General features: G+C 66.7%; 16 protein-coding genes. 7 read left to right on the forward strand and 9 right to left on the reverse strand.

Translation table 11 applies throughout. The features are described 5' to 3' along the window. Positions 1-13: 13 nt before the first annotated feature. The 3 genes from ACFSKW_RS48280 to ACFSKW_RS48290 are packed head-to-tail and all read right to left on the reverse strand — an operon-like array spanning position 14 to position 3040. Positions 14-1519: a tripartite tricarboxylate transporter permease gene (locus ACFSKW_RS48280; protein ID WP_379581418.1), complete on the reverse strand. Its 1506-nt coding sequence runs from the start codon at positions 1517-1519 to the stop codon at positions 14-16. Between the two features lie 20 nt (positions 1520-1539). Continuing rightward, on the reverse strand, positions 1540-2025 hold the full coding sequence (locus ACFSKW_RS48285; protein ID WP_379581420.1) for a tripartite tricarboxylate transporter TctB family protein: 486 nt from the start codon (positions 2023-2025) through the stop codon (positions 1540-1542). Next, on the reverse strand, positions 2003-3040 hold the full coding sequence (locus ACFSKW_RS48290) for a tripartite tricarboxylate transporter substrate-binding protein (RefSeq protein WP_379581422.1): 1038 nt from the start codon (positions 3038-3040) through the stop codon (positions 2003-2005). Before ACFSKW_RS48290 ends, ACFSKW_RS48285 begins: the two co-directional genes overlap by 23 nt. Before the next feature lie 176 nt (positions 3041-3216). Between ACFSKW_RS48290 and ACFSKW_RS48295 the strand changes: the two genes are divergently transcribed. Continuing rightward, the gene (locus ACFSKW_RS48295; RefSeq protein ID WP_379581424.1) at positions 3217-3900 is read left to right on the forward strand and encodes a response regulator transcription factor; all 684 of its coding nucleotides are present in this window, start codon (positions 3217-3219) and stop codon (positions 3898-3900) included. A gap of 6 nt (positions 3901-3906) precedes the next feature. After that, complete coding sequence (locus tag ACFSKW_RS48300) at positions 3907-5532, forward strand: sensor histidine kinase (RefSeq protein WP_379581426.1); 1626 nt, start codon at positions 3907-3909, stop codon at positions 5530-5532. A gap of 173 nt (positions 5533-5705) precedes the next feature. Here the strand turns inward: ACFSKW_RS48300 and ACFSKW_RS48305 are convergent, their stop codons facing one another. Further along, positions 5706-6665 carry a TAXI family TRAP transporter solute-binding subunit gene (locus ACFSKW_RS48305; protein WP_379581428.1) on the reverse strand — a complete coding sequence of 320 codons (960 nt, stop codon included), beginning with the start codon at positions 6663-6665 and terminating at the stop codon, positions 5706-5708. A gap of 277 nt (positions 6666-6942) precedes the next feature. Between ACFSKW_RS48305 and ACFSKW_RS48310 the strand changes: the two genes are divergently transcribed. After that, a complete protein-coding gene (locus ACFSKW_RS48310) occupies positions 6943-7476 on the forward strand; it encodes a hypothetical protein (protein ID WP_379581430.1) in 534 nt (177 codons plus the stop codon). Between the two features lies 1 nt (position 7477). Here ACFSKW_RS48310 and ACFSKW_RS48315 read toward each other — a convergent pair whose 3' ends face one another. Both ACFSKW_RS48315 and ACFSKW_RS48320 read right to left on the reverse strand, forming a co-directional pair. Next, positions 7478-8368, reverse strand: a complete 891-nt coding sequence (locus tag ACFSKW_RS48315) for a 5'-methylthioadenosine/S-adenosylhomocysteine nucleosidase family protein (RefSeq protein ID WP_379581432.1) — start codon at positions 8366-8368, stop codon at positions 7478-7480. Then, the gene (locus ACFSKW_RS48320; protein WP_379581434.1) at positions 8365-10005 is read right to left on the reverse strand and encodes a hypothetical protein; all 1641 of its coding nucleotides are present in this window, start codon (positions 10003-10005) and stop codon (positions 8365-8367) included. Before ACFSKW_RS48320 ends, ACFSKW_RS48315 begins: the two co-directional genes overlap by 4 nt. 261 nt (positions 10006-10266) lie before the next feature. Here ACFSKW_RS48320 and ACFSKW_RS48325 point away from each other — a divergent pair, with 261 nt between their 5' ends. Next, complete coding sequence (locus tag ACFSKW_RS48325; protein WP_379581435.1) at positions 10267-10959, forward strand: NUDIX hydrolase; 693 nt, start codon at positions 10267-10269, stop codon at positions 10957-10959. 413 nt (positions 10960-11372) lie between these two features. On the opposite strand, the gene ACFSKW_RS48330 is transcribed toward ACFSKW_RS48325, so the two are convergent. After that, positions 11373-14438, reverse strand: coding sequence for a DEAD/DEAH box helicase (locus ACFSKW_RS48330; protein WP_379581437.1), 3066 nt, complete (start codon positions 14436-14438; stop codon positions 11373-11375). A 96-nt stretch (positions 14439-14534) separates the two neighbouring features. Here ACFSKW_RS48330 and ACFSKW_RS48335 point away from each other — a divergent pair, with 96 nt between their 5' ends. Next, complete coding sequence (locus tag ACFSKW_RS48335) at positions 14535-15422, forward strand: phosphorothioated DNA-binding restriction endonuclease (protein WP_379581439.1); 888 nt, start codon at positions 14535-14537, stop codon at positions 15420-15422. Positions 15423-15693: 271 nt separating this feature from the next. Here ACFSKW_RS48335 and ACFSKW_RS48340 read toward each other — a convergent pair whose 3' ends face one another. Both ACFSKW_RS48340 and ACFSKW_RS48345 read right to left on the reverse strand, forming a co-directional pair. Continuing rightward, positions 15694-16284 (reverse strand): hypothetical protein, encoded by a 591-nt coding sequence (locus tag ACFSKW_RS48340; protein WP_379581441.1) that lies wholly within the window; start codon positions 16282-16284, stop codon positions 15694-15696. Positions 16285-16623: 339 nt separating this feature from the next. After that, complete coding sequence (locus tag ACFSKW_RS48345) at positions 16624-16827, reverse strand: hypothetical protein (protein ID WP_379581443.1); 204 nt, start codon at positions 16825-16827, stop codon at positions 16624-16626. Between the two features lie 156 nt (positions 16828-16983). On the opposite strand from ACFSKW_RS48345, the gene ACFSKW_RS48350 reads away from it, so the two are divergent. Both ACFSKW_RS48350 and ACFSKW_RS48355 read left to right on the forward strand, forming a co-directional pair. Beyond that, positions 16984-17889: a hypothetical protein gene (locus ACFSKW_RS48350; protein WP_379581445.1), complete on the forward strand. Its 906-nt coding sequence runs from the start codon at positions 16984-16986 to the stop codon at positions 17887-17889. Positions 17890-18509: 620 nt separating this feature from the next. Continuing rightward, positions 18510-19067, forward strand: a complete 558-nt coding sequence (locus tag ACFSKW_RS48355; RefSeq protein WP_379581447.1) for a DUF2637 domain-containing protein — start codon at positions 18510-18512, stop codon at positions 19065-19067. The last annotated feature ends 1557 nt before the right edge of the window (positions 19068-20624 follow it).

A 20624-nucleotide genomic window follows, 5' to 3' on the forward strand; every position in this document is an offset into this window, starting at 1 on the left:
GAGATCGACCTTCCTACTCCTCCTCCGCGAACACGACCTCGCGGCGCTTGCGGATCGTCGGGAGGACGGCGACGACGAGCGCCGCCACCGCCAGCGCCAGGAGCACCGCGGAGATCGGGCGGGTCAGGAAGACCGACGGGTCGCCGCGGGAGATGATGAGCGCCCGCCGCAGGTTCTCCTCAAGCAGGGGCCCGAGGACGAAGCCGAGCAGAAGCGGCGCCGGCTCGCAGCCGCACTTGATCAGGATGTAGCCCAGGAGCCCGAAGAACACGATCGCGTAGACGTCGTACGCGTTGAACCCCAGGGAGTACGTGCCGATCGCGGCGAACAGGATGATCATTGGGAACAGCACCTGGTACGGTATGCGCAGCATGCGCACCCAGACGCCGATCAGCGGCAGGTTCAGCAGCACGAGCAGCACGTTGCCGATCCACATCGACGCGATCAGGCCCCAGAACAGCGCCGGTTCGTCGGTGATCACGTTCGGGCCTGGGGTGATGCCGTGGACGATGAACGCGCCGACCATCAGTGCCATCACCGGGTGGGCGGGCAGTCCCAGGGTGAGCAGCGGGATGAACGACGTCTGCGCGGCGGCGTTGTTGGCCGACTCGGGGCCCGCCACGCCCTCGATCGCGCCGCGCCCGAACTCCTGCTGCCGCTTCGAGATCCGCTTCTCGACGGCGTACGAGGTGAACGAGGCCAGCACGTGGCCACCGCCGGGCAGGACGCCGAGCGCGGCGCCGAGACCGGTACCCCGCAGGATCGGGCCGACCATCCGGCGCCGGTCCTCGCGGGTCGGCCAGAGGTTCTTCACCTTGCTGACGATCGCGGTGCGGGTCTGCTCGTTCTCCAGGTTGCGCAGGATCTCGGCCACCCCGAACATGCCGACGGCGACCGACACGAAGTCGATGCCGCCGTACAGCTCGCGCTGTTCGAACACGAACCGGGGCGTGCCGGTGTAGATGTCCTGGCCGACCGTGCCGAGCAGGACGCCGAGCGCGATCATCGCCAGTGCCTTGAGCGCCGAGCCACGCGCCAGCGTGATCGACACGATCAGGCCGAGCAGTACCAGCGAGAAGTATTCGGCCGGGCCGAACTTCAACGCGACGCGGGCCAGCGGCGGGGCCGCGACGGCCAGTACGACGGTGGCCACCGTACCCGCGATGAAGGATCCGATCGCGGCGGCCGCCAGCGCCGCGCCGGCCCGGCCGTGCCGGGCCATCTCGTGCCCGTCGAGCGCGGTGACCGCCGCCGAAGACTCACCGGGCAAGTTGATCAGGATGGCGGTCGTCGAGCCGCCGTACTGCGCGCCGTAATAGATACCGGCCAGCATGATCAGCGCCGTCACCGGCTCGAAGCTGAACGTGATCGGCAGCAGCATCGCCACCGTCGCCGTCGGACCGATGCCGGGCAGCACGCCGACCGCCGTCCCGAGCAGCACTCCCACGAAGCAGTAGAGGACGTTCTGAACCAGGAGGGCGGTCGAGAAGCCCAGCGCGAGGTTGTCGAGAAGTTCCATGCCTCAATCCGGATGCCGCGTCAGAACCCCAGCCACGGGCCCCATAGCGGGATCCGCAGCTGAAGTCCGACGACGAAGATCAGAGTGCTGGCCACGGTCAGCCCGGCGGCCACGGCCACGGCCGTGAGCGGCCGTACGCGCGAGCCGGCCAGCGTGGTGAGCAGGGCGGTCACCGCCGACGTCGGTACGAATCCGAGGCCCCGGACGGTGAATCCGAAGAACAGGACCGCGAGCACGATGAAGACGACCGCACGCCAGGGGATCGGCCCGAACGAGACCACCTCGCCCGCGATGAGCCCCTTGATGACGATCGCCAGGCCCAGGGCGGCCACGATCGCGCCGACCAGCAGCGGGAAGGCGCCGGGGCCCATCCGCAGCGGGGTGCCCAGCTCGTAGCCGAGCGACCCCACCACGAACGCGCCACCGATCAGGACGAAGATCCCCCCGGCGAGGACGTCAGGGAAGGACCGGCGGCGCTCCACCTCAGGAGGCCTTGACGCCGGCATCGGCGATGACCTTCGCCCAGGTGCCCAGCTGCTCCTGGAGCTTGGCCCGATGCGCCTGCGGGGTCGCGTTCTCGGCCGGGACCGGCGCGGTGCCGAGCTTGGCCATCTGGTCGACGACCTTCTGGTCGGCCAGCGCCACCTTCAGCGCCTCGGACAGCTTCTGGACGACCTCCTGCGGCGTACCGGCCGGGACGTAGAGACCGTGCCACACGCTGACCTGGAGCTTGGGCAGCCCGGCCTCGGCCGTGGTGGGCAGGTCGGGCAGGCTCTTCACCCGCTCCGGCGTGGTGACCGCATACGCCTTCACCTCGCCCGCGGAGATCTGGCCGCTGGTGTTGGTCGTCTGGTCGCACATGAAGTCGACCTGCCCGCCGACGAGGTCCGTCAGCGCGGGGCCGGTGCCTTCGTACGGAACCTCCTGGAGCTTGACACCGGCGGCGGTCTGGAACAGCAGGCCGCACAGGTGGGACGCGGCGCCGATGCCGGCGTTGGCCAGCGTGACCTTGCCGGCGTTCGCCTTCACGTAGGTGACGAGGTCCTGGAGCGTCGCGGGCGCGAAGTCCTTGCGGGCGACGATCGTCATCGGCACCTCGGTGACGAGCCCGACCATCTCGAAGCTCTCGAGCGGCTTGTAACCCAGGTTCTTGTACAGGGCGGGCGCCGTCGACATGCCGATGTGGTGCATGAGCACGGTGTAGCCGTCGGGCTGGGCCCGCGCGACCTCGCCGGCGCCGACCGTTCCGCCCGCGCCCTCGACGTTCTGGACGACGATCTTGGTGCCGAGCTTGGCGGCCATCGGCTCGGCGATCATGCGAGTGACGGTGTCCGTCGGGCCGCCCGCGCTGAACGGTACGACGAACGTGATGTTCTGGTCCGGATAGCCTCCGGCCTCGCCTCCGCCGGTGGCGCCCGCGCCGGTGGTGCCTCCGTTGCCGGAGCAGGCGGCGACGAGCGATACGACGCCGATCGCGGCGATCATCCGTGTGGCGGCCCGGTACCTGCTGATCGTTCTCATATGGCGGCCTCCTCGTCAGCGCATGCGCATGTGTCGGTGAGTGCTCGGCCTCAGTCTCGGCTGGCAGGGACGCGGATGGTGTCAGGGGAATCCCAAGGAATGCGCTGGATGTCAGGAGAATCCCAAGAACTGCAGGGCTGACGCGGGCGTCGATCCGGGCCGTACAATCCGCCGGTATGCGGATCACCATCATCGAGGATGACGACCGCGTGGCGCGGGGTCTGGTGACCGTCCTGGCCCAGGCGGGCTTCGAGGTCCACCGCGTCGCCACCGCCGCGGAGGCCGTGCGTGCCGCCCCGTCCGATGTGGTCCTCGTCGACCTGGGTCTGCCCGACGGCGACGGACTCGACGTGATCCGCAAGCTGCGTGACCGCCCGGAGACCGCCGTCATCGCCGTGACAGCACGCTCGGAGGAGCACGAGCGGGTCCGTGGCCTGCGCGCCGGCGCCGACGACTACATCGTGAAGCCGTTCGGCGTCCCGGAGTTGCTCGCCCGGATCGACGCCGTCCTGCGGCGTACCCGGGTGGCTCGTGCCCTGAGTCACCCGGACGAGCCGCTCCTCCTCGGCCCGATGCGGATCGGCGTCGGCACCCGTGAAGTCGCCGTCGACGGCACGCCCGTGACGCTGACCCGCAAGGAGTTCGAGCTGCTCCTGCTGCTGGCCCGGCGGGCGCCGAACGTGGTGAGCCGCGACGTCATCCTCGACCAGATCTGGGGCGCGACCTGGGAGTCCTCGAGTCGCACCCTGGACACCCACATCGCGGCACTGCGGCACAAGCTCGGGCCGGCCGTGCTCATCCGCACGATCCACGGGGTCGGCTATCGGCTCCTGGCCGACCGGCCGGAGCTGATCGGCTGACGCGCCGTGCGCCATCGCCTGCTCGTCGTCCTGGTGCCCCTCGCGGTGCTGCTCGTCGCGGCCCTCGGTCTCCCGCTCGGCGTCACCGTGGCCGAGCGGGAGATGCAGGAGACCTACGTCGACCGGCTCAACGACGTCGGCCGGTTCGCGTCGCTGGCCGAGACCGCGCTGTCGACCGGGCGGACCGAGGCGCTCCACCAGGAGCTGGCGCGCTACCGCGAGCTGTACGGCATCCCGGTCGCGGTGATCGACACGTCGGGCGCGGTGCTGCTCGGACCGGCAGGTGCGTACCAGGAGGCGGCGCGGGCCGAGCCGGCGTTGCCCCGGATCGTGACCGCGGCGCTGGCCGGGGCGAGGTCAGAACCGTCCGGGGAATGGGCGCCGTGGGACGACTCCGCACTCGTGGTCGCGGAACCGGTGGGCCGGGACAGCGAGGTCGTCGGCGCCGTCGTGACGATCTCCGACCTGTCGAAGACACGCCATCGCATCCTCGTGCGATGGGCCCGGCTCGCCGGGCTCGGGCTGCTGCCGTTGATCGCGCTGGTGGCCGTCGCCTGGCCGGTGTCGGCGTGGGTGCTGCGGCCGGTGCGGGAGCTGGACGCGGCGAGCGCGCGGATCTCCCAGGGCGACCTCACCACCCGGGCGGACGCCGAGGCCGGCCCTGTCGAGCTGCGGCGACTGGCGGAGTCGTTCAACACCATGATGGACGCGGTCGAGAACGCCGTACAGCGGCAGCGGGCGTTCGTGTCCGACGCCTCGCATCAGTTGCGCAATCCGCTGACCAGCCTCCGGCTCGCGGTGGAGAGCCTGGGCCCGCATCTGCGCGCGGCCGGCGACGGGCGGCAAATGTACGACGTCGCCGTCGACGAGCTGAAGGCGATGCAGCGGATGCTGAACTCGCTGCAGGCCAGTGCGCGGATGGAGAACATCAGGACGACGTCGCCGGTGGATCTCGACGCGGTGCTGGCGACCCGGGTGGACCGGTGGCGGGCGTTGACGGCGACGGCCGGGCAGACACTGGCGGTCGACGTACCGCCGGGGCTGCGGCTGCTGGAGCCGTCGGGGGGACTGGGCAGCATCCTGGACGAGCTGATCAGCAACGCGTTACGGCTGTCGGACGCCCAGGTGGTGGAGGTGACCGCCCGTGCCGTCCCCGGTGGAGCGAGTGCCGGACCCGGCGACGCCTCCGCGGCCTCCGGTTGTGGACCCGGCGAGGCCTCTGGGGTCTCCGGTTGTGGACTTGGCGACGCCTCTGCGGCCTCCGTTTTTGGACCCGGCGACGCTTCTGCGGCCTCCGGCTGTGGACCCGGCGACGCCCCTGCGGCCTCCGGCTGTGAACCCGGCGAGGCCTCCGTGGCCGGAGGGGTGGTCACGATCGCTGTCCGTGACGACGGTCAGGGGATCGACGCGTCCGAGCGGGCCCAGGCGCTCCGGCGGTTCTGGCGGTCGCCGCGGCACCAGAACGTGCCCGGAACCGGCCTGGGACTGGCGATCTGCGCCGACCTGGTCGGGGCGGCCGGGGGCGAGCTGCGGCTGGAGGACGGCCTGCCGCGTCCCGACGGGTCCGGACACGGACTCGCCGCCGTGGTCGCGTTACCGGTCGTTCCGCGGGAGGCGTCGCCGTCCGTCTGAGGCCCCGGGCTCCGTCGCCTGCCTGTCACTGGCTCGGGTCGGCGCTTGGATGAGCGCCCGGATCGGCACGCGGGTCAGCGCTTGGGTTAGTGCTTGGGTCCAGGGCTCGGGTCAGTGCTTGGGGCCAGGGCTCGGGCCAGGGCTTGGGTCAGCGCTCGGGTCCAGGGCTCGGGTCAGCGCTTGCGGTCGCGGAACCAGGCGGCCGCACCCGGATGGAGCGGGATCGGCGCCGTGGAGATCCCGGTACGCACGTTGATCTGCCACGCCTCGGGAACGGCTTCGGCGTCGTCGCGGCCCCCGGAGGTGATCGAGCCGGTATGCGTGAAGATCGTGCCGGTGATGGCGTGGACCAGGTCATCGGGCAGGTCGTCGCGCACGAGAAGCACGTTCGGCACAGCGACGGTACGGGTGGCAGGGACGCCCGCGTAGGCCGTCGTGGGGATCATGGCCGGTGCGTAGGGACCAGGGAACGCCGTGAAGAGCGCGTCCGCCTGCGCGACCAACGGGATCAGCCGGATCGGATGCCGCTGCGCCAGCTCCATGACGGCGGGTGTCGGGACGCCGGTCAAGGAGAACATCGCGTCGATCTCACCGTCGCGCAGTGCCGCCGCCGACGCGGCCTGACTGAGGTACCGGCCGTCGGCGTTCACCAAGCCGAGCTTCAGAACCCGCAACGACGTGAACTCCGTGCCCGAGTCGCGGGCACCGAGGGATACGCGCTTGCCCTCGAGGTCCCGGAACTCGTCGATCGCCGAACCGGCCATGACCACGAGATGCAGGTGACTGTCGTAGAGCCGGCATATCGCCGAGAGCCCCTCGGGCGCGCTGCCGTCGGACGTGATCAGCGCGTCCAGGCTCGTCAGCCCCAGGTGCACCTCGCCGGCCCTGAGCATCCGGATGTTGTCGGTGGACGCCCCGCTCGGCACGGTGACCACCGTGGCACCCGGCACCTGCTCGGAGATGTGCTCGGCCAGCGAACCGCCGATGCGCCGGTACACCGCCCCCGCCGGCCCGGTGGCCAGCCGCAGGTGAACCTTGCCGATCTCGGGCTGCCCGGAGCAACCGACGAGCAGCCCTCCGGCGGCCAGAAGCACCGCCCGCCGGCTGAGCCGTAACTCCAGGTTCGGCACCATGCCGAGATGATACGGACGTCGGCCGCCGATGACAGGCCACCGTGAAGCAGCCCCGCCGCCGAAGGCCGTCAAGAGAGGGGACCGGGACACCTGCCTGAAAGCAACGAGATGGCCGTATGACACAGCGATCCTCAGTAGAGCCGAAGAAGCGGTCCTCTTCGCGATCACGTATGCAGCGGCAGGACCAACGCTTCCGTTCCTCTCCTTCTCGCGCGGTCGGGCCCCAATCGCCGGGCCGGCTTCTGGCCGTTGTGGTGAGATATGCCGAATGGAGCGCGTGAGGCAGTTAGTGGGCGAGATGCTGATCTACTGTTTCGCGATCGTCCTGCTCACCGGAGGCTTCCTGGCCTTCCACTACGTGCCCAGCGGCCAGACGGTGGCCTACGACGGCTTCTACGAGCCCCTCCGGGGCACTCCCATGAGCGCTGCCTACAACTCGATCCTGAGTCTCAGCTTCGACGTGCGTGGCGGCCTGCACATCCGACAACTGCACCACACCTCCTCTGTCCTGCTCGTCGTGGGAACGATTCTTTGGGCTCTGCTCGGCCGGTTCCGCTACGCCCTCGCAGTACTGGGCCTGGGTCTGCTCACCGGACTCTCCGGCTACGGAGCCGCCGACGACCTGCTGTCCGGGACCATCCTCGGAAAACTGCCCATCCCCATGTGGTACGGCCTGCACCTGCTGGCGGCGCTGGCCGTGGGCGCCGTCCTGGTGATCTCCTCACGGAAAGAGGCCGCCCAGCAGCCCAGAACGCTGGGCTTCACAGCGCTGAGCATCGCCCTCACCATTCTGGTGATCTACTACCTCTGATTTACGGGCCGCAGACCGGGAGGTAGGGGAGCAGGCTGCGCAGGACCGTCGCCGCGTGCCGCGCGGCGATGTCCCGGCAGGCATCGTTCTTGCTTTCGCTGGCGTCGTCGGAGATTCCACGCACAACGACCCAGCCGCGTACGGCTTGGGGCCCATCCTGCTCATGGAACGCTTGGGTGAGCCCACCGGCCTCCATCTCGACTGCCAGCACCTTGTCGTTATAGGCCTTTAAATAGCGGACGATCTCAGATTCCGCGTCTGCGATCACCGTCTCCCCGGACCCGATGGGCCCGGTACGGACCAGGAAGTCGCGAGTGTCCCCGTTATCGTGAGCGGCCTGGAATGTGGCCGGCTCGCCGTGATCGGTGAAGAAAGAGTTCACGGCATGACCTACAGCCGAAGGCGCTTCCCGCTCCTCGCCTCTGCGTCGGGTTCCGTAGGGAGTTTCCTTGCGTAGGTCGTAGTAGACGACTCGGGTCGCCACGACGACGTCACCGACTGCGGCTTTCGCATGGATGCCGCCACCGATGCCCGTCAGTACGATCACGGCGGGGTTGTAGTGTCGCCGAAGGTGGTCGAAGGCCATGACTGCCGATCGCTGCCCTTGAGAGAGGGCGCGGAATGCGGCGATTCGGATGGTTGTGTCCCGAATGTGCACAGTGCCCTCGTAGAACGGGAGATCGCCGTTGCGGGTCGGTCGTAAGCCGAGGATGTTGCGGACGGCGTTCGCCTCCTCAGGAGTGATCGTGATCACTCCGACATCGGCGTGACTGGCGTGCTGCGGGGGATTCTCTGGATCGGCCGATACTGTGACCGATGCCCCGTGACCGACGGCGGACTGGCTGATCTCCATGCGACCCCCGTAGTTTGCGATGCCGCTGTTGCCGCTCATCGCTGGCCTCCTTCGCTGGCTGGGGCTTGTTCGGTGCCCTTGTCGGGTTCCCGGGAGTCGGTCCGAACCTGGGCGTTGACACCTACGGCCGACTGCTTGATCTCGGTCTTGCCGCCCATGTTGAGTACGCCCGTGTTGATGATGCTGGTCGCTCTCCTTTTGAAAGCGGAGGTATCGACCTCGCGCGACTCGAGGAAATCCTCGGTGGCCTTGAGCAAGCGCTGCTCGATGAGCTTCATGTGGTCGTGGATCGTGACCTCGTCCAGCTGTGCATGCTCCCATGGGGTCGCCTTCTCTTCCCGGATGCTGACCTGGGCGGCGATGGCCATCCCCCGCCGGGGCTTGAGCATGCGGTTTTTGTGGGCTCGCATGGCACCGATCATGAGCTGAAGAGCTACGGCCAGATGCCATATCCTCGCCACTTCGGCGGGAAGGTTGAGCAGCACCCGTAACGTGGAGCGCAGCACCGCGCTCGCCCCGGTCTCGGCGAAGGCGTTGAGCACCTGATACTCGGCCGGAGTGCGCGTAAGGGCGCAGGCGGCGAAGTCGAGACTGAGTGCCCGGCCTTTGACGGTCACCCGTAGGAAAACCGTGGTGACAAGCTCTCCAGTGGCGGTGGCGCCGATCTCCAGGAAGTGGTGGACGGCGTCATAGGGATCATCGATCCTCTCGTCGATCTGGTTCTGGGTCGGCCGCTTCCTGAGCCACTCGGGGCTGGGCTCAACGTCGGGTTCAGCGATGTACAGCCGATCATGAACGGTGAACCCGCGCAGGCCGGTCGGATCTTCGACGTCCCCCATGGGGGCCATCGCCTTCTTCAGGTGAGCGACGAGCTCGTGGGCTTCGAACGGAGGTTTCGGATACTCCAGCACTTCCATTGACGCGTGCTTGCTGTGATCGTCCCCGTTCCCGAGGGGCTGAGACTTCAAAAGCTGGACAGTGAGCGGGGGAAGCCACCTGTGCACAAGTTGGCCACTGCCTACGAAAGGGCTCTGCTGCTCCTCATCGATCCGCTTGAACGTAAAGCGCTCCGGTTCCTCTTCGGGCTCCGGTGGCGATGGTCTCCGGTAGACGACATAGGGGTGAGATTGCTGATCATCGATGGCGAGTTGCCGCAGCGTGAGCTTCTGCGGCCTTAGCCGGCCTGCCCAGTGCATGAAGTTGAGGGATATCTGCTGGATCGCCGCTCTTGCGCCCACCACGATGACGATGAGTAGTCCGACAAATGCCGTCGATCGCGTCATCTGGTCCAGTGAAACGTGAGCGAATCCCGCCACCATGGGCAGTGTCATGATGAGTGCGATGCATCCCAGGCCGCTGAGACGCAGCAGGCGTACATGCTCACGGAGATCGTCGGAGTCGCTTAACCATCTTGGCCGATGTAACAACCTATCTATGACGGCCTTGGCCCAGAGCGGGAGAACTATCAGGGCGCTCTTGATCATCACGCGAAACAGGCACCAGAAGCAGAGCGCGCTGACGACGACGATTGCGACTGACGGGTTGACGGCGAGCATCACCAGGACGCACAGATGCTGTGTCGTGTAAAGGAGCCAGGCCCGCCAGGCATGTCGTACGACGGGGATGAGGTCGAAGCCGTACGACGGCGCGATCATGTGAGCGGTGTCGTTGTACACCTGGCGGAGAACCGTCCTGCGAAAGGCGGGATCGAGGTACACGCCCGCACAGAGATGCCTGGTAGCCGCGTCTTTCCTTAAGGCGCCGCCGTGTCGGTGTTCACGTAGTGTCGCCCCGGACCGGGCCATGCTGCCCTCCTACGCCCCTATTAAGGTCAAGCTGACCATAAGCACGTTGCGAGTTAAAGTCAATATGACCTTTAATGAGGATTTGTGGTGGTAAGAGAAAGAGCTGGCCGACGCCCGCCAGCAACGGTCGCTGTGACGGTGGACCTCGTGATCTTTACTGTCCGCCAGGGGCAGCTACAGGTCTTGCTGGTCGAACGAGGCAATGACCCATACCGCGGGTGCGCGGCGCTACCGGGTGGATTCGTCCGCGATGGCGAGACTCTGAGTGAGGCCGCGCTACGGGAACTGCTAGAGGAGACCGCCCTCGACGGCCGCAATCTGCACCTGGAGCAACTGCACGCCTATAGCGACCCGGCACGCGACCCCCGCGGCAGGATCATCACCGTGGCATACCTGGCACTCGGTCCTGACCTACCGATACCTGCCGCGGGCACCGATGCCGCCGGAGCGCGCTGGACGCCAGTTTCGGAAGCCCTTGACGGTGATGCGCCGCTGGCCTTCGACCACGCTGTGATTGTGCGTGACGGGCTGGAACGAGCCCGATCACAGCTCGAGCACACCACCGTAGCCGCCGCCTTCTGCCCCGAACTTTTCACCGTCGCCGAGCTCCGCCGCATCTACGAAGCAGTGTGGGGATTTCAACTCGACCCCAGCAACTTCCGCAGAAAGGTGACACGTTCAGAGGGCTTCCTCGAGCCCACAGGCGGGCGTCGCATTCCCGAAGTCGGCCGGCCCGCAGCCCTGTACCGAAGAGGGCGGGCATCACTGCTGGTTCCCCCGTTGCTGCGATCAAGCGAGGTTGCTCACCCATACGGCGCTGCATAACGCAGCTCAGGCGCACCGAGCGAGGCGACGGGCGGTGAACGGAAGCTCGTTCAGTGGGGCAAAGGAGGTCGTCAGCGTCGCCGGCTTCAGTCGGAAGCATGGCCAGGAGGGGGTGTCGTCCACGCCTTGGTGTCGAGGATCCCGACGGCGGGCACGGGCTAGCTTGGCGTGCGCGGCAACGCAGGCCGGTGCCTGCGCCCGAGCAGGCACTGGTCCGCCCCCATATCGACTCTCAGCGACCAGGGGGCCTCCCATAGAGTCGGCGCGATCGTTCAATTAGGCGAGCGCGCCGCCAGGAGTAACTGGCGGTAAGGAATGGCTCCTACGTAACGCGCATCCTCGATGCCAATTGCCGAATTTGTGTCTGCCTGTGGATGACCGCTGCGCGCGGCGCAGCGAACCACGCTGTCGGCTCAGCCCGCAGTGACCTTGGCGTAGTGGAACACCTCGGGCGGGAGGGGGTGGTCCAGGCGCCAAACGAACCTGATGGGTCGTTCACCGTCGTGGCTCACGTATCGCATGGGACCGGCGTAGGTGTACGGCGGAGCCCCCAGCCCTTCATCGCGCTTGGACTGCCGGATCAGGAGATGAATCGTGGACGCGCCCGTCAGATAGCGGCGAGCAGTGGCGGTAGAGGACCGCAGAGTGCTCTGCGACTCCCACTGGAACAGCTCATCGCTGATCGCCCGATCATGGTAGAGCGTGGTGGGCGAGTAGTGGTTCTCGGACTTGTCGATGGTGACGAAGAACAGGTCCGCCCGGTGCTCCTCGACATACTTGACCCCTTCCCGCATATGCGCGGGCTTGTCGATGCCGAAGGCGGCTAGCACCTCGTTCTTGCTGTATCGCGCATGGACGTGCAACGGCACGACAGGATCCAAAGGCGGGGCCACGTGACGGATTCCCGAGCGGAGGACGTCCGCCAACTCCTCGAGCTCCGCGGCGCGGCCACCCGTGAGCTTCGCGAGCCGGGCTTCCATCCCGGAGGCTGGCTCGCTGCCACCCCACAACATCGCATCCAGCATGGCCATGAGACGGAGCTCGCGCGGGGACTGGGGAGTTCGGCTGGACAGAACCTCGGTTAGGAAGGCGAGACGCTCGACGTCGTCAATATGCAGCATTCTGCCGAAAGCCCGTCCGAGTCCTTCGTCAGGGGATGCAGCTTCTAGACCCGCGGTATGCCGTAGGGAGGCCCAGCCCTGACGGCGCCGATAGAGATCCTCCACGTCCAGCCCTGTCTCCTGCAGAAACGTGGACATGCTGACATCTCCGAGGTCGCGGAGCTCGCGCGCCAGATCGCGCCAATTCAGGCTGAGCGCTTGTCGGACGTTCTCGAGGACCAGCCGGCGCACATCACGGTCTAGGTCGATCACGCAGCCGGCGGGCAGGGTCGGGAAACCTTGCTCGATCTCCCGTGCGATTCCGGTACGGCTGGCACCGGTGAGAGCGCGATAGCGCCGGTCGAAGCGGAATTGCTTGTGCTGATGGCCGACGAAGTCGAGCACGGTCAGGCATGGTTTATCGGCGGCCAGTCGCAAGCCCCGCCCGAGCTGCTGAAGGAAGATGGTGGCGCTGTCAGTGGGGCGCAGGAAGAGCACGGTGTCGATCTCCGGAACGTCGACGCCCTCGTTGAAGAGGTCAACGGTGAACACGGCGTTGATCCGCCGGTCTCTTAGGTCTCGTAGTGCCTGGGAACGTTCGCCCGCCGGACTCTGCGCGGTAACAGCCACCGAGGGAAGCCCGGCTCGGGTGAAGTGGTCGGCCATGAACCGGGCGTGGTCGATGCTTACGCAGAAGCCGATGGCCCGCATCCGCCCCACATCGCCGATCTTGCGCTGCAACGTCTCCAACACCACGGCGACGCGACGGTCGTTACCGGTGTAGACGTTCGAGAGCTGGCCCGCGTCATACCCTTGGCCCCGCCGCCAGCCAACCTGGCGCAGGTCAGTGCCGTCGTGGACGCCGAAATATTGGAACGGGGCCAGGAGCCCTCGCTCCAGTGCCTCCCACAAGCGTAGTTCGGTGGCGATCCGGCCATCGAACCAGTGCTTGATGTCCTGGCCGTCGGCGCGTTCCGGCGTCGCGGTCAGCCCCAGCAGCACCTTCGGCCGTACCGCCGACAGCAGGCGCCGGTACGTCGAGGCCTCGGCATGGTGGAACTCGTCCACAATCACTATGTCGAACCTGTCCGGCTCCGGCAGCGGGTTGGCGTGCAACGACTGGACGGAGGCGAACACGTGACGCCATCGCTCGGGGCGAGCGCCGTCAACGTACAGCTCGCCGAACGTCTCATCCCGCATCACCTGCCGGAACGTAAGCAGGCTCTGCCGCAGAATCTCCGCACGATGGGCGACGAACAGCAGCGAATCCGCCTGCCCAGCCGCACGCAGCCGCCGATAGTCCAGCGCGGCGACCACCGTCTTGCCAGTACCCGTGGCCATGACGACCAAGTTTCGCCACCGACCATGAATCTGCCGTTCGGCGTCGAGCTCGTCGAGGATCTCACGCTGATAGGAGTAGGGCCGAACGTCGACGCGCGCGAAATCGAGGACAACCACCCGGCCTTCGGCCCGCTCAGCGGACAGGGCACGGTCGAGCCGCTCGGCATCCTGCGCCGGATCATAGGGCTCGAACGACGGATCGCCCCAGTAGTCGTCGAACGTGGCGATGAACGTGTCGATCAGGTGGGGCTGTTCAGCTTGAGCGAGTCGTACGTTCCACTCGAGTCCATGGCTGAGGGCGGTTTGCGACAGGTTGGAGGAGCCCACATAGGCGGTGGACAAGCCGCTGCCCCGATGGAACAGCCATGCCTTCGCATGCAGTCTCGTCATCCGGGTGTCATAGGAGACGCGGACCTCGGCCCCCATGGCCACCAGCCGGTCTAGCGCGAGGCGGTCAGTGGCGCCGATATACGTGGTGGTCACCACCCTCAGCCGGCCGCCACGCGCCAGAAATTCTTCGATCGCCTCCGCCAGTACCCGTACGCCGTTCCACTTCACGAATGCGCAGAGCAGATCCACGTGATCGGCGGAGGCCAGCTCGCGCTTGAGCTCATGGCCAATCTCCGGCTGCCCCCTGCCGTTGACCAGCAACGCGCTGCCAGTGAGGGGGATCACCGGACGCGCGGGGAACCGTACCTGGCCGGCCGCGTCGCGGCTCCTGGCGACGCCCAGCAGTTCCTCGGCGGCCTCCACGAGTTCCTCGGGGGAGGCGGCCTCGGGCACCAGGTCGCCGATGAGGTCGGCGACCCGGTTGACGATCTCTACCTGCCTGGCCAGCCGCACGGCATCGCTGTCACCCCGTACGGAACGCAGTGCACGACGAGTGAGCGCGGCAAGATGCCTGGCCAAGGTCTCGTGTGAGTCGGCGATGTCCAATGATCGCCGGTCGATCAGCTCGCGATCAGATACCGCTTGCAGGAGGGCGTCTACCTCACGGGTAATCAGATGTTGGTAGATGCCCGGCTGAAGATCGCTCACCTCGGCGACTATAGGGTGTGGCCGGCTACGGTGATATGCGAAAGTCAACGACCGTCTGTCCTGACGCGGCGGGAAGATCGTCCTACACTGCCGACCGTGGACTGGATCGAGCGGGTCGCCGAGATCCGGCGCTGGACCAGAGGCGGCGAGCGAGCACCGCACAAGCCGCTCCTCCTCCTGTACGTGCTGGGCCATTTCCAGCGGCACGGTAACCGCCCCATCCCGTTCAGCGCCGCCGAGGCTGAGCTCAAGAAATTGCTCAAGGAGTACGGCCCGCCCCGCGACACCAGCCCGGGCTACCCGTTCCACCACCTGACGAGCGACGGCCTGTGGCTGGTCGACACCCGCCACGGCCCGGGCAGCCCAGGTCCAGAGTTGGGCCGGTTGCGCGACAGCCAGGCCAGCGGCCGCCTCCACCCCGACCTGGCCCGCGCGCTGGCGGAGGAGCCCGGGCTGCTGGGCCGGATCGCCCGCTACATCCTCGATGCCAACTTCGCCCCCTCCCTGCATACGGACCTGTGCATGCTTGCCGGCCTGGACCTGGAGAGGCTCGAAACCGACGGGGAGCTCAGAACACCGCTGGCCGTACGCCGTGACCCGGGCTTTCGCGACCGGGTACTCATGGCATACGAGTACTGCTGCGCGTTCTGCTCCTACGAAGGCTGGCTGGACGGCGCGGCGGTTGGCCTAGACGCGGCGCACGTACGTTGGTGGGCCTTTGACGGCCCCGATGAGTTGGCCAACGGGCTGTGCCTGTGCGCGATCCACCACAAGCTGTTCGACAAGGGCGTCCTGGGACTGACCACGGGCCGGACCATCGCCGTCTCAGCCAAGTTCGTAGGCCGATCAGAAGCCTCCCGCAACATGGTCCTCGCCCTGGCCGGTCGCCCGGCGCGAGAGCCCCAGCCGGGCCTGGCCACGGTCGATCCGGACCACATCGACTGGCACGGCCGCCAGGTCTTCCGCACGCCCGCCCGCGGCTGAGGTATCGGGCCGTTGGCACGTACAGAGAGGTATTCACCGTCGTGCGTGGCGCGGGGGCACGCTGATCACCACGGAGGCTGATGGATATGGCTGTCGGCCGTCGACATCAGCATGCCCTTACACCGTTCCGCACGGATCCAGCCGTCCCTACTGCGGCCCGCCCGTAGTGATCGGTGGCGGCGAGGCGGCGGGCGGCGACGGCGGTGAGCGCGCCGAGCAGGTAGTCCAGCAAAACCAGGCGCCCCTCCCCAGAGAGGAGCGCCCGGGCCCGTCAGCGCATGCCGTACGCCCGGATCACCTCCTGCGTGATCGTGGCGCCCTCCGTGTCGGATGCCGTGACGCGTAGCGAGACCAGGCCCGACGAGGGCCGCTCGATGGTGGCCTCGTACGCGCCGTGGCCCATGTCGCGCAACTGGCGGGCGGAACGCCATGTCTTGCCGTCGTCGGACGACGTCTCGAGCGTGACATCCCTGATCGTGCTCTGCTTCGCGCCAGGCTGATGAGCCATGGTCAGGCCGAGCTTGGTGGAGGCGGCGCGGTTGCGCAGGTCCACCAGAGCGTCGTACGAGACGGCCAGCAGCGGCAGCACGAGCGGGTCGCCCTCGACGTGCTCCGAGTCGAACGCCCACACCGTCTTGGTCCTAGTGGACAGGCGTGCCCATGTCGAATGGTTCTCGATCGCGTACTCGATCCGATACCTGGCACGCTGGGGCTCCACCCAGATCCGTCCAGAGTCGCCCAGAGCTGTCCCGGCGATCAGCTCGTCGCCTTTGTAGATGCGCCAATCCGACGCGAAGCCGTGCTCGAACGGGTCGGTCGACGTGCTTCCGACGTTCCCCTGCGCGTCCACGAAGGCGCGCATCTCGACGCTGAGTACGTCGCCCCTGCCGAGTCGTCGGTGAGTCCACCGGGAACCCGGGCGCCGTCGGCTGCTTGAAATAGCTGTGCGCGACCCGCTCACCCGCCCAGTAGCCGCGCCTCGCGCCGACGACCGACATCAGTCCCTGCTCTTCTTCGGGGATGACGCCGTTGTACGGCCGTTCCGGCATGTCGGTGAGCGTGCTCCATTCCGCCTCAGGGCCTGGAGTGACGTAGTCGGTCCGCTGGCGCGGTGCCCGGGGCATCGGCCTGTTCACATCCCATGACGCGGTCTCCCAGGGCATCCATCCATATCTGACTTCGGACAGCGCGATGTCGTCCGTCAACTGGGCGTGGAAGGCGGTGTCGACGCGAGCGAGCGAGCGTGTCTGGCTACGTACGTGGGGTGGTCGCTGACCTGGCCGTTCTCGCTCAGGTAGAGGTCGTAGACGTACGGGCTGGCCACGATGCCCTTGGCGGTCACCGTGACGGGCCGGTGGCGCGACCGCTCAGCCAGCTGGGTGCCCTCCTGCTCCGTGAGCATCACGGTGGGCACGGTCAGCTGGGTCTCGTTCTCCGGGTGCGCGTCGCCCTGACCATCCTCAGCTTCGGCTCCTACCAGCCGCCGGGGCTGGCCTACTGAGGTAGCGCGGCCCGCCGGCGCCTTCGGCGGGCCGCTAGGCTGGTGGCCCAAAGGGGAGAAGTGACGCTCGGTTCCAACAGTCTGTCCGCCGAACTAGTCATTCGCGCGAAGTCGGACCGCCACTACGCCGATGTGGCGTCGGATTGGCTGGCGGGCGCCCTGGCCGACTTCGTCCCGGACCTGGAGTCGCTCCTTGTCCGCGGCCTCCAGATGAACCCCGCCGCCCTCGCCGACGGGACGGGCCGTACGCCCAGTCGAGAGCCAGGCGGCCTGTGGGCGCAGTTCCGCGTCAAGCCGGCACGTGCGCGCCCTTTCTCCGCCGCCATGCCGTATTCGGAGAAGAGCCTGCGGGCGGTCGCCCGTGCGCTCCAGCGACGCCCTCACATAGTGGAGCACATCGTTACTCCGCTCGACGAGCGAGGCTTTCCGGGAAAGGGCACTGTGTGGATCACTGTCTCCGCCATAGAAGGGGACGCTGACACGTGGGTCAAGCTCAAAACGGAGGCGGTGCCAGTCACCGGCTCCCGACATTCGCCTGACGCCCAGCGGCGCTGGGCGGAGGCACTGAAGAGGCGGGCTGCGATCAACGGCGCCTGCTACGGCCACGTCACCGATGACTGCCTCACCGACGAGACGCCCCTGGAAACCGCGCTCGGCGCTGTGGACGTCGTCACCGTCCCGCGTTGTGATCTCGAGCTCCGCGGCTACTCCTGGGTTACCGTATGCGCAGGCGCGCTGGGGGCGCGGCTGGGCGGTCCAGCGGCCCTTACGGCCACGGGCGCCTTCGACGAGGTCGAAGAGCTGCCTGGTGGTGCGCTGTTCCTGCGGGCCACTCCGACGCTCGACGACTACGGTGAGGCCGCGATCGAGCGGGTGTTCGCCGTGTTGGAGCCGGTCCTCATCAAGGGGGAGATGCGGCGAGTGTTCGGCATGGAGCACCTCAGGCTGCACTTCCCCTCCGCCTGATCAGGCCGAGGCGGGGTGGGATGGACAATCGCGGACCTCGTCAAGAAACAAGACCGCCTTATCGCTCAGATCGAGGACATGGACGCTGACCGGAGTTCTGGCGGCGCCTGCAAGCGCGCGCTTCACAGAACTGGAGGCCGACCGTCGCAGTAAGGCTGAGGAAGTGGCGCAGGCCGAGGCGAACCTGCCCGCCCGCGATCACCAAGTCGTTCTGCTCGACAAGATACCGATGCTCCAGACCAGGCTCGCCGAACTCCCCGACCCTCTGCAGCGCAAGCTGTTCGCGGCCTCCATCTGGAGATCCGCTACGACGATCGCGTCAACGTCGCCCCGATCAGAGTCACTCTCGACGCCTAAACAGTCGAAGAAGCCGCCACGATGGCAGAACTCATCCCAAACAACGAAAACAGCCGCCCGCTGGTCGCGGGCGGCCGTGCCGCAGACCTGCTGTGTGCCCCCGGCAGGGCACACAGCAAAACTACGGCATTTCCACCTGCGGTTTCGTGCGGTCGTCTTGTCGTTGAAGTGCGCGCTGAGGTGGTCAAGGGTGGTGCGGACCGATGAGTTCTTCCTTGTCTTCGACGGTCGATCGTTGGATTCGATGGACGACTACCTCGTCCGTGGTGCTGGTCGCGGGAATTGCCGCCGTGGTGTCGTACCGGCATATGCATGAGCTGGCGCTCCGTCACGGCGAGAGCGGGCTCGGGGCGATGCTGATCCCACTCGCGGTGGATGGCATGATCGTGGCCTCGTCGATGTCCATACTGCTGGCGAGCCGGTACGGTCGCCGGGGAGGGGCGCTGGCGTGGCTTCTTCTGATCGTTGGCAGCCTGGCCAGCCTTGGTGCCAACGTGGCAGTCGCCGATGCGACGCTGATCGCCCGAATCATCGCCGCGTGGCCGTCGTTCGCATTGATCGGCGCCTACGAGATGCTGATGGGCCAGATCCGGCAGCATCACGCTATTCGGGAGACGGATACCCCGTGCGAGCCGAACGTGGATCGCGGAATGAGTGGCGACATTCAAGATCTGCACCGGACGGCCTGGCGGTGGGCGCTCGCCAATCGCAGCCCGGAGGGAATTCTTCCTTCGGGGGCCGCTATCGCTACCCAGTTCTCGCGTAGTGCCCGATGGGGCCGTTGGATCAAGCATGCCGGGGTGGCAGGCGAACTAGGCTGAGCACCGCTCTGTCGAGGATGCGCCGCCATCAGCGCGACTGGCGGTTCCTCAAGAAGCGAGCCGTCAAAGTGTTCGCCAAGTTCGGTCGGCCTGGCGTGCTGAGCCGATCAAGCGCCTCAAGAGAACTGGCGTCTCCGCCGATCTCGGCGGTTAGCTAAGTGCCCGGGAAGTAGACGACGTGGTTGGCCTCCTTGAGATGTAATCGCATGGGTGGCAGGTTGCTGTAACAAACACGATGAGGGTGGCGTCCTGCGAGGCCTGAGCAGTCTGGGACCCCTTTTCGGCAGCATCGTCTAGCTGTGTGATCAAGGCACCTGCAAGTGCCACGCTCAATAACAGTCCCATCGCTTTTGTGGTGCCGATGAGAGTGGCACGTACCCAGTGCTTCTCTTCCGCTGGATCCTTCCACACGCCGAATCGGATTGCTTGCCAGGCCAGTACGAAGGCCGTCGCTGCGGCATATTGATACCCGACTCGCCAGCCGCCTGCAGAAATTACGGAGGCGCCGACCAAGACGAGCCCGCTGGCGAAGGCGACGAGTGTGAGTCGGGTGGCGCGGACAACCCTCGGCATACGGTCTGCGACCCCGATTGGAGCCTCCTCCGCTGATGAGCGCCTGGGGATGAGGTCTCTCGGGCGTAACGTGCGGAACCGGCGTGCTCCGGCGCGCCAGCTGGCCAGTAGCTCGCGTCGTCTTCTCCATAGCAGCCTTGGGCGCTTGGCGATCCCCTTATAGAAGAGGAAGGTTTCGCGGCTGGACATAAGGGAGATGAAACCGACTCCTCTGATGTCCGCGCGGTCTACATACTGACCATTTCTTGCTTTTTGTTGCCACCGTGGAATGTCCAGAATTACATGTCCGTCTGACATTCTGCGGCCAGGCTTCTTGTGGTGCCTGCAGTACTTCCACTCGCCGGGAACTGGAGTCCTGCAAGGCTTGTCCAAGCGTGCCTGCTGCGTGTGATAGTACTTACATGTTACAGGCCAAACCCTGCCTCTGAGTATCCATAGCGCGACCCGAAGTATCACCATGAATGGTAAGAATAGAAAAGCCAAGATAAGCGGCCAAGGTATTGGACTGACCGTATCAAGCCATCTAGCGAAGATCGAAAAGAGCTGTCCCATGAGCTCTAGGAAGTCCGCCATCCTTTAATGAAGCCATCGAGCCGCTGTTTCTAGTAGGCAAGAATGGCGTGAAGTTTGGTTAGTGTTTGGTGGAAATGGAGTAAAGGTTTCGCGGCTTGATCTCTGATAACCTTGGCGGGTCGAGCAGCACCGGTGGTGCGGCTGGCGGCGTGATGCACAGGCAGGCGCAGGCGGCTTCGGGCACCCGGACCGTGTAGCGGGGGGACACGGGGATCGCGCTCCGAACAGCTCCTGGAGCTAGAGGCGTTCCAATCGCCGCCGATCAAGTGGTGTTTCAGTGCATGGGAACGGGTAGCCGTCCACGGGTCACCTCAGATGAGCAAATACGAACGGCCACGGCGGGAGAGCTCACGGGCTGCCGAAAGGCGGTTGTTGCCGCTCTCGGTGTGGCTATGCTCCGACACCACGCCT

Source organism: Nonomuraea mangrovi, assembly GCF_042681425.1.
GTDB lineage: Bacteria > Actinomycetota > Actinomycetes > Streptosporangiales > Streptosporangiaceae > Nonomuraea > Nonomuraea mangrovi.

Excerpts from the sequence above, each read along its gene's own strand:
- ACFSKW_RS48280 (WP_379581418.1), bottom strand. The coding sequence starts at position 1,519 with ATGGAACTTCTCGACAACCTCGCGCTGGGCTTCTCGACCGCCCTCCTG.
- ACFSKW_RS48285 (WP_379581420.1), bottom strand. The coding sequence starts at position 2,025 with ATGCCGGCGTCAAGGCCTCCTGAGGTGGAGCGCCGCCGGTCCTTCCCT.
- ACFSKW_RS48290 (WP_379581422.1), bottom strand. The coding sequence starts at position 3,040 with ATGAGAACGATCAGCAGGTACCGGGCCGCCACACGGATGATCGCCGCG.
- ACFSKW_RS48295 (WP_379581424.1), top strand. The coding sequence starts at position 3,217 with ATGCGGATCACCATCATCGAGGATGACGACCGCGTGGCGCGGGGTCTG.
- ACFSKW_RS48305 (WP_379581428.1), bottom strand. The coding sequence starts at position 6,665 with ATGGTGCCGAACCTGGAGTTACGGCTCAGCCGGCGGGCGGTGCTTCTG.
- ACFSKW_RS48315 (WP_379581432.1), bottom strand. The coding sequence starts at position 8,368 with ATGAGCGGCAACAGCGGCATCGCAAACTACGGGGGTCGCATGGAGATC.
- ACFSKW_RS48340 (WP_379581441.1), bottom strand. The coding sequence starts at position 16,284 with ATGCGCGCCTTCGTGGACGCGCAGGGGAACGTCGGAAGCACGTCGACC.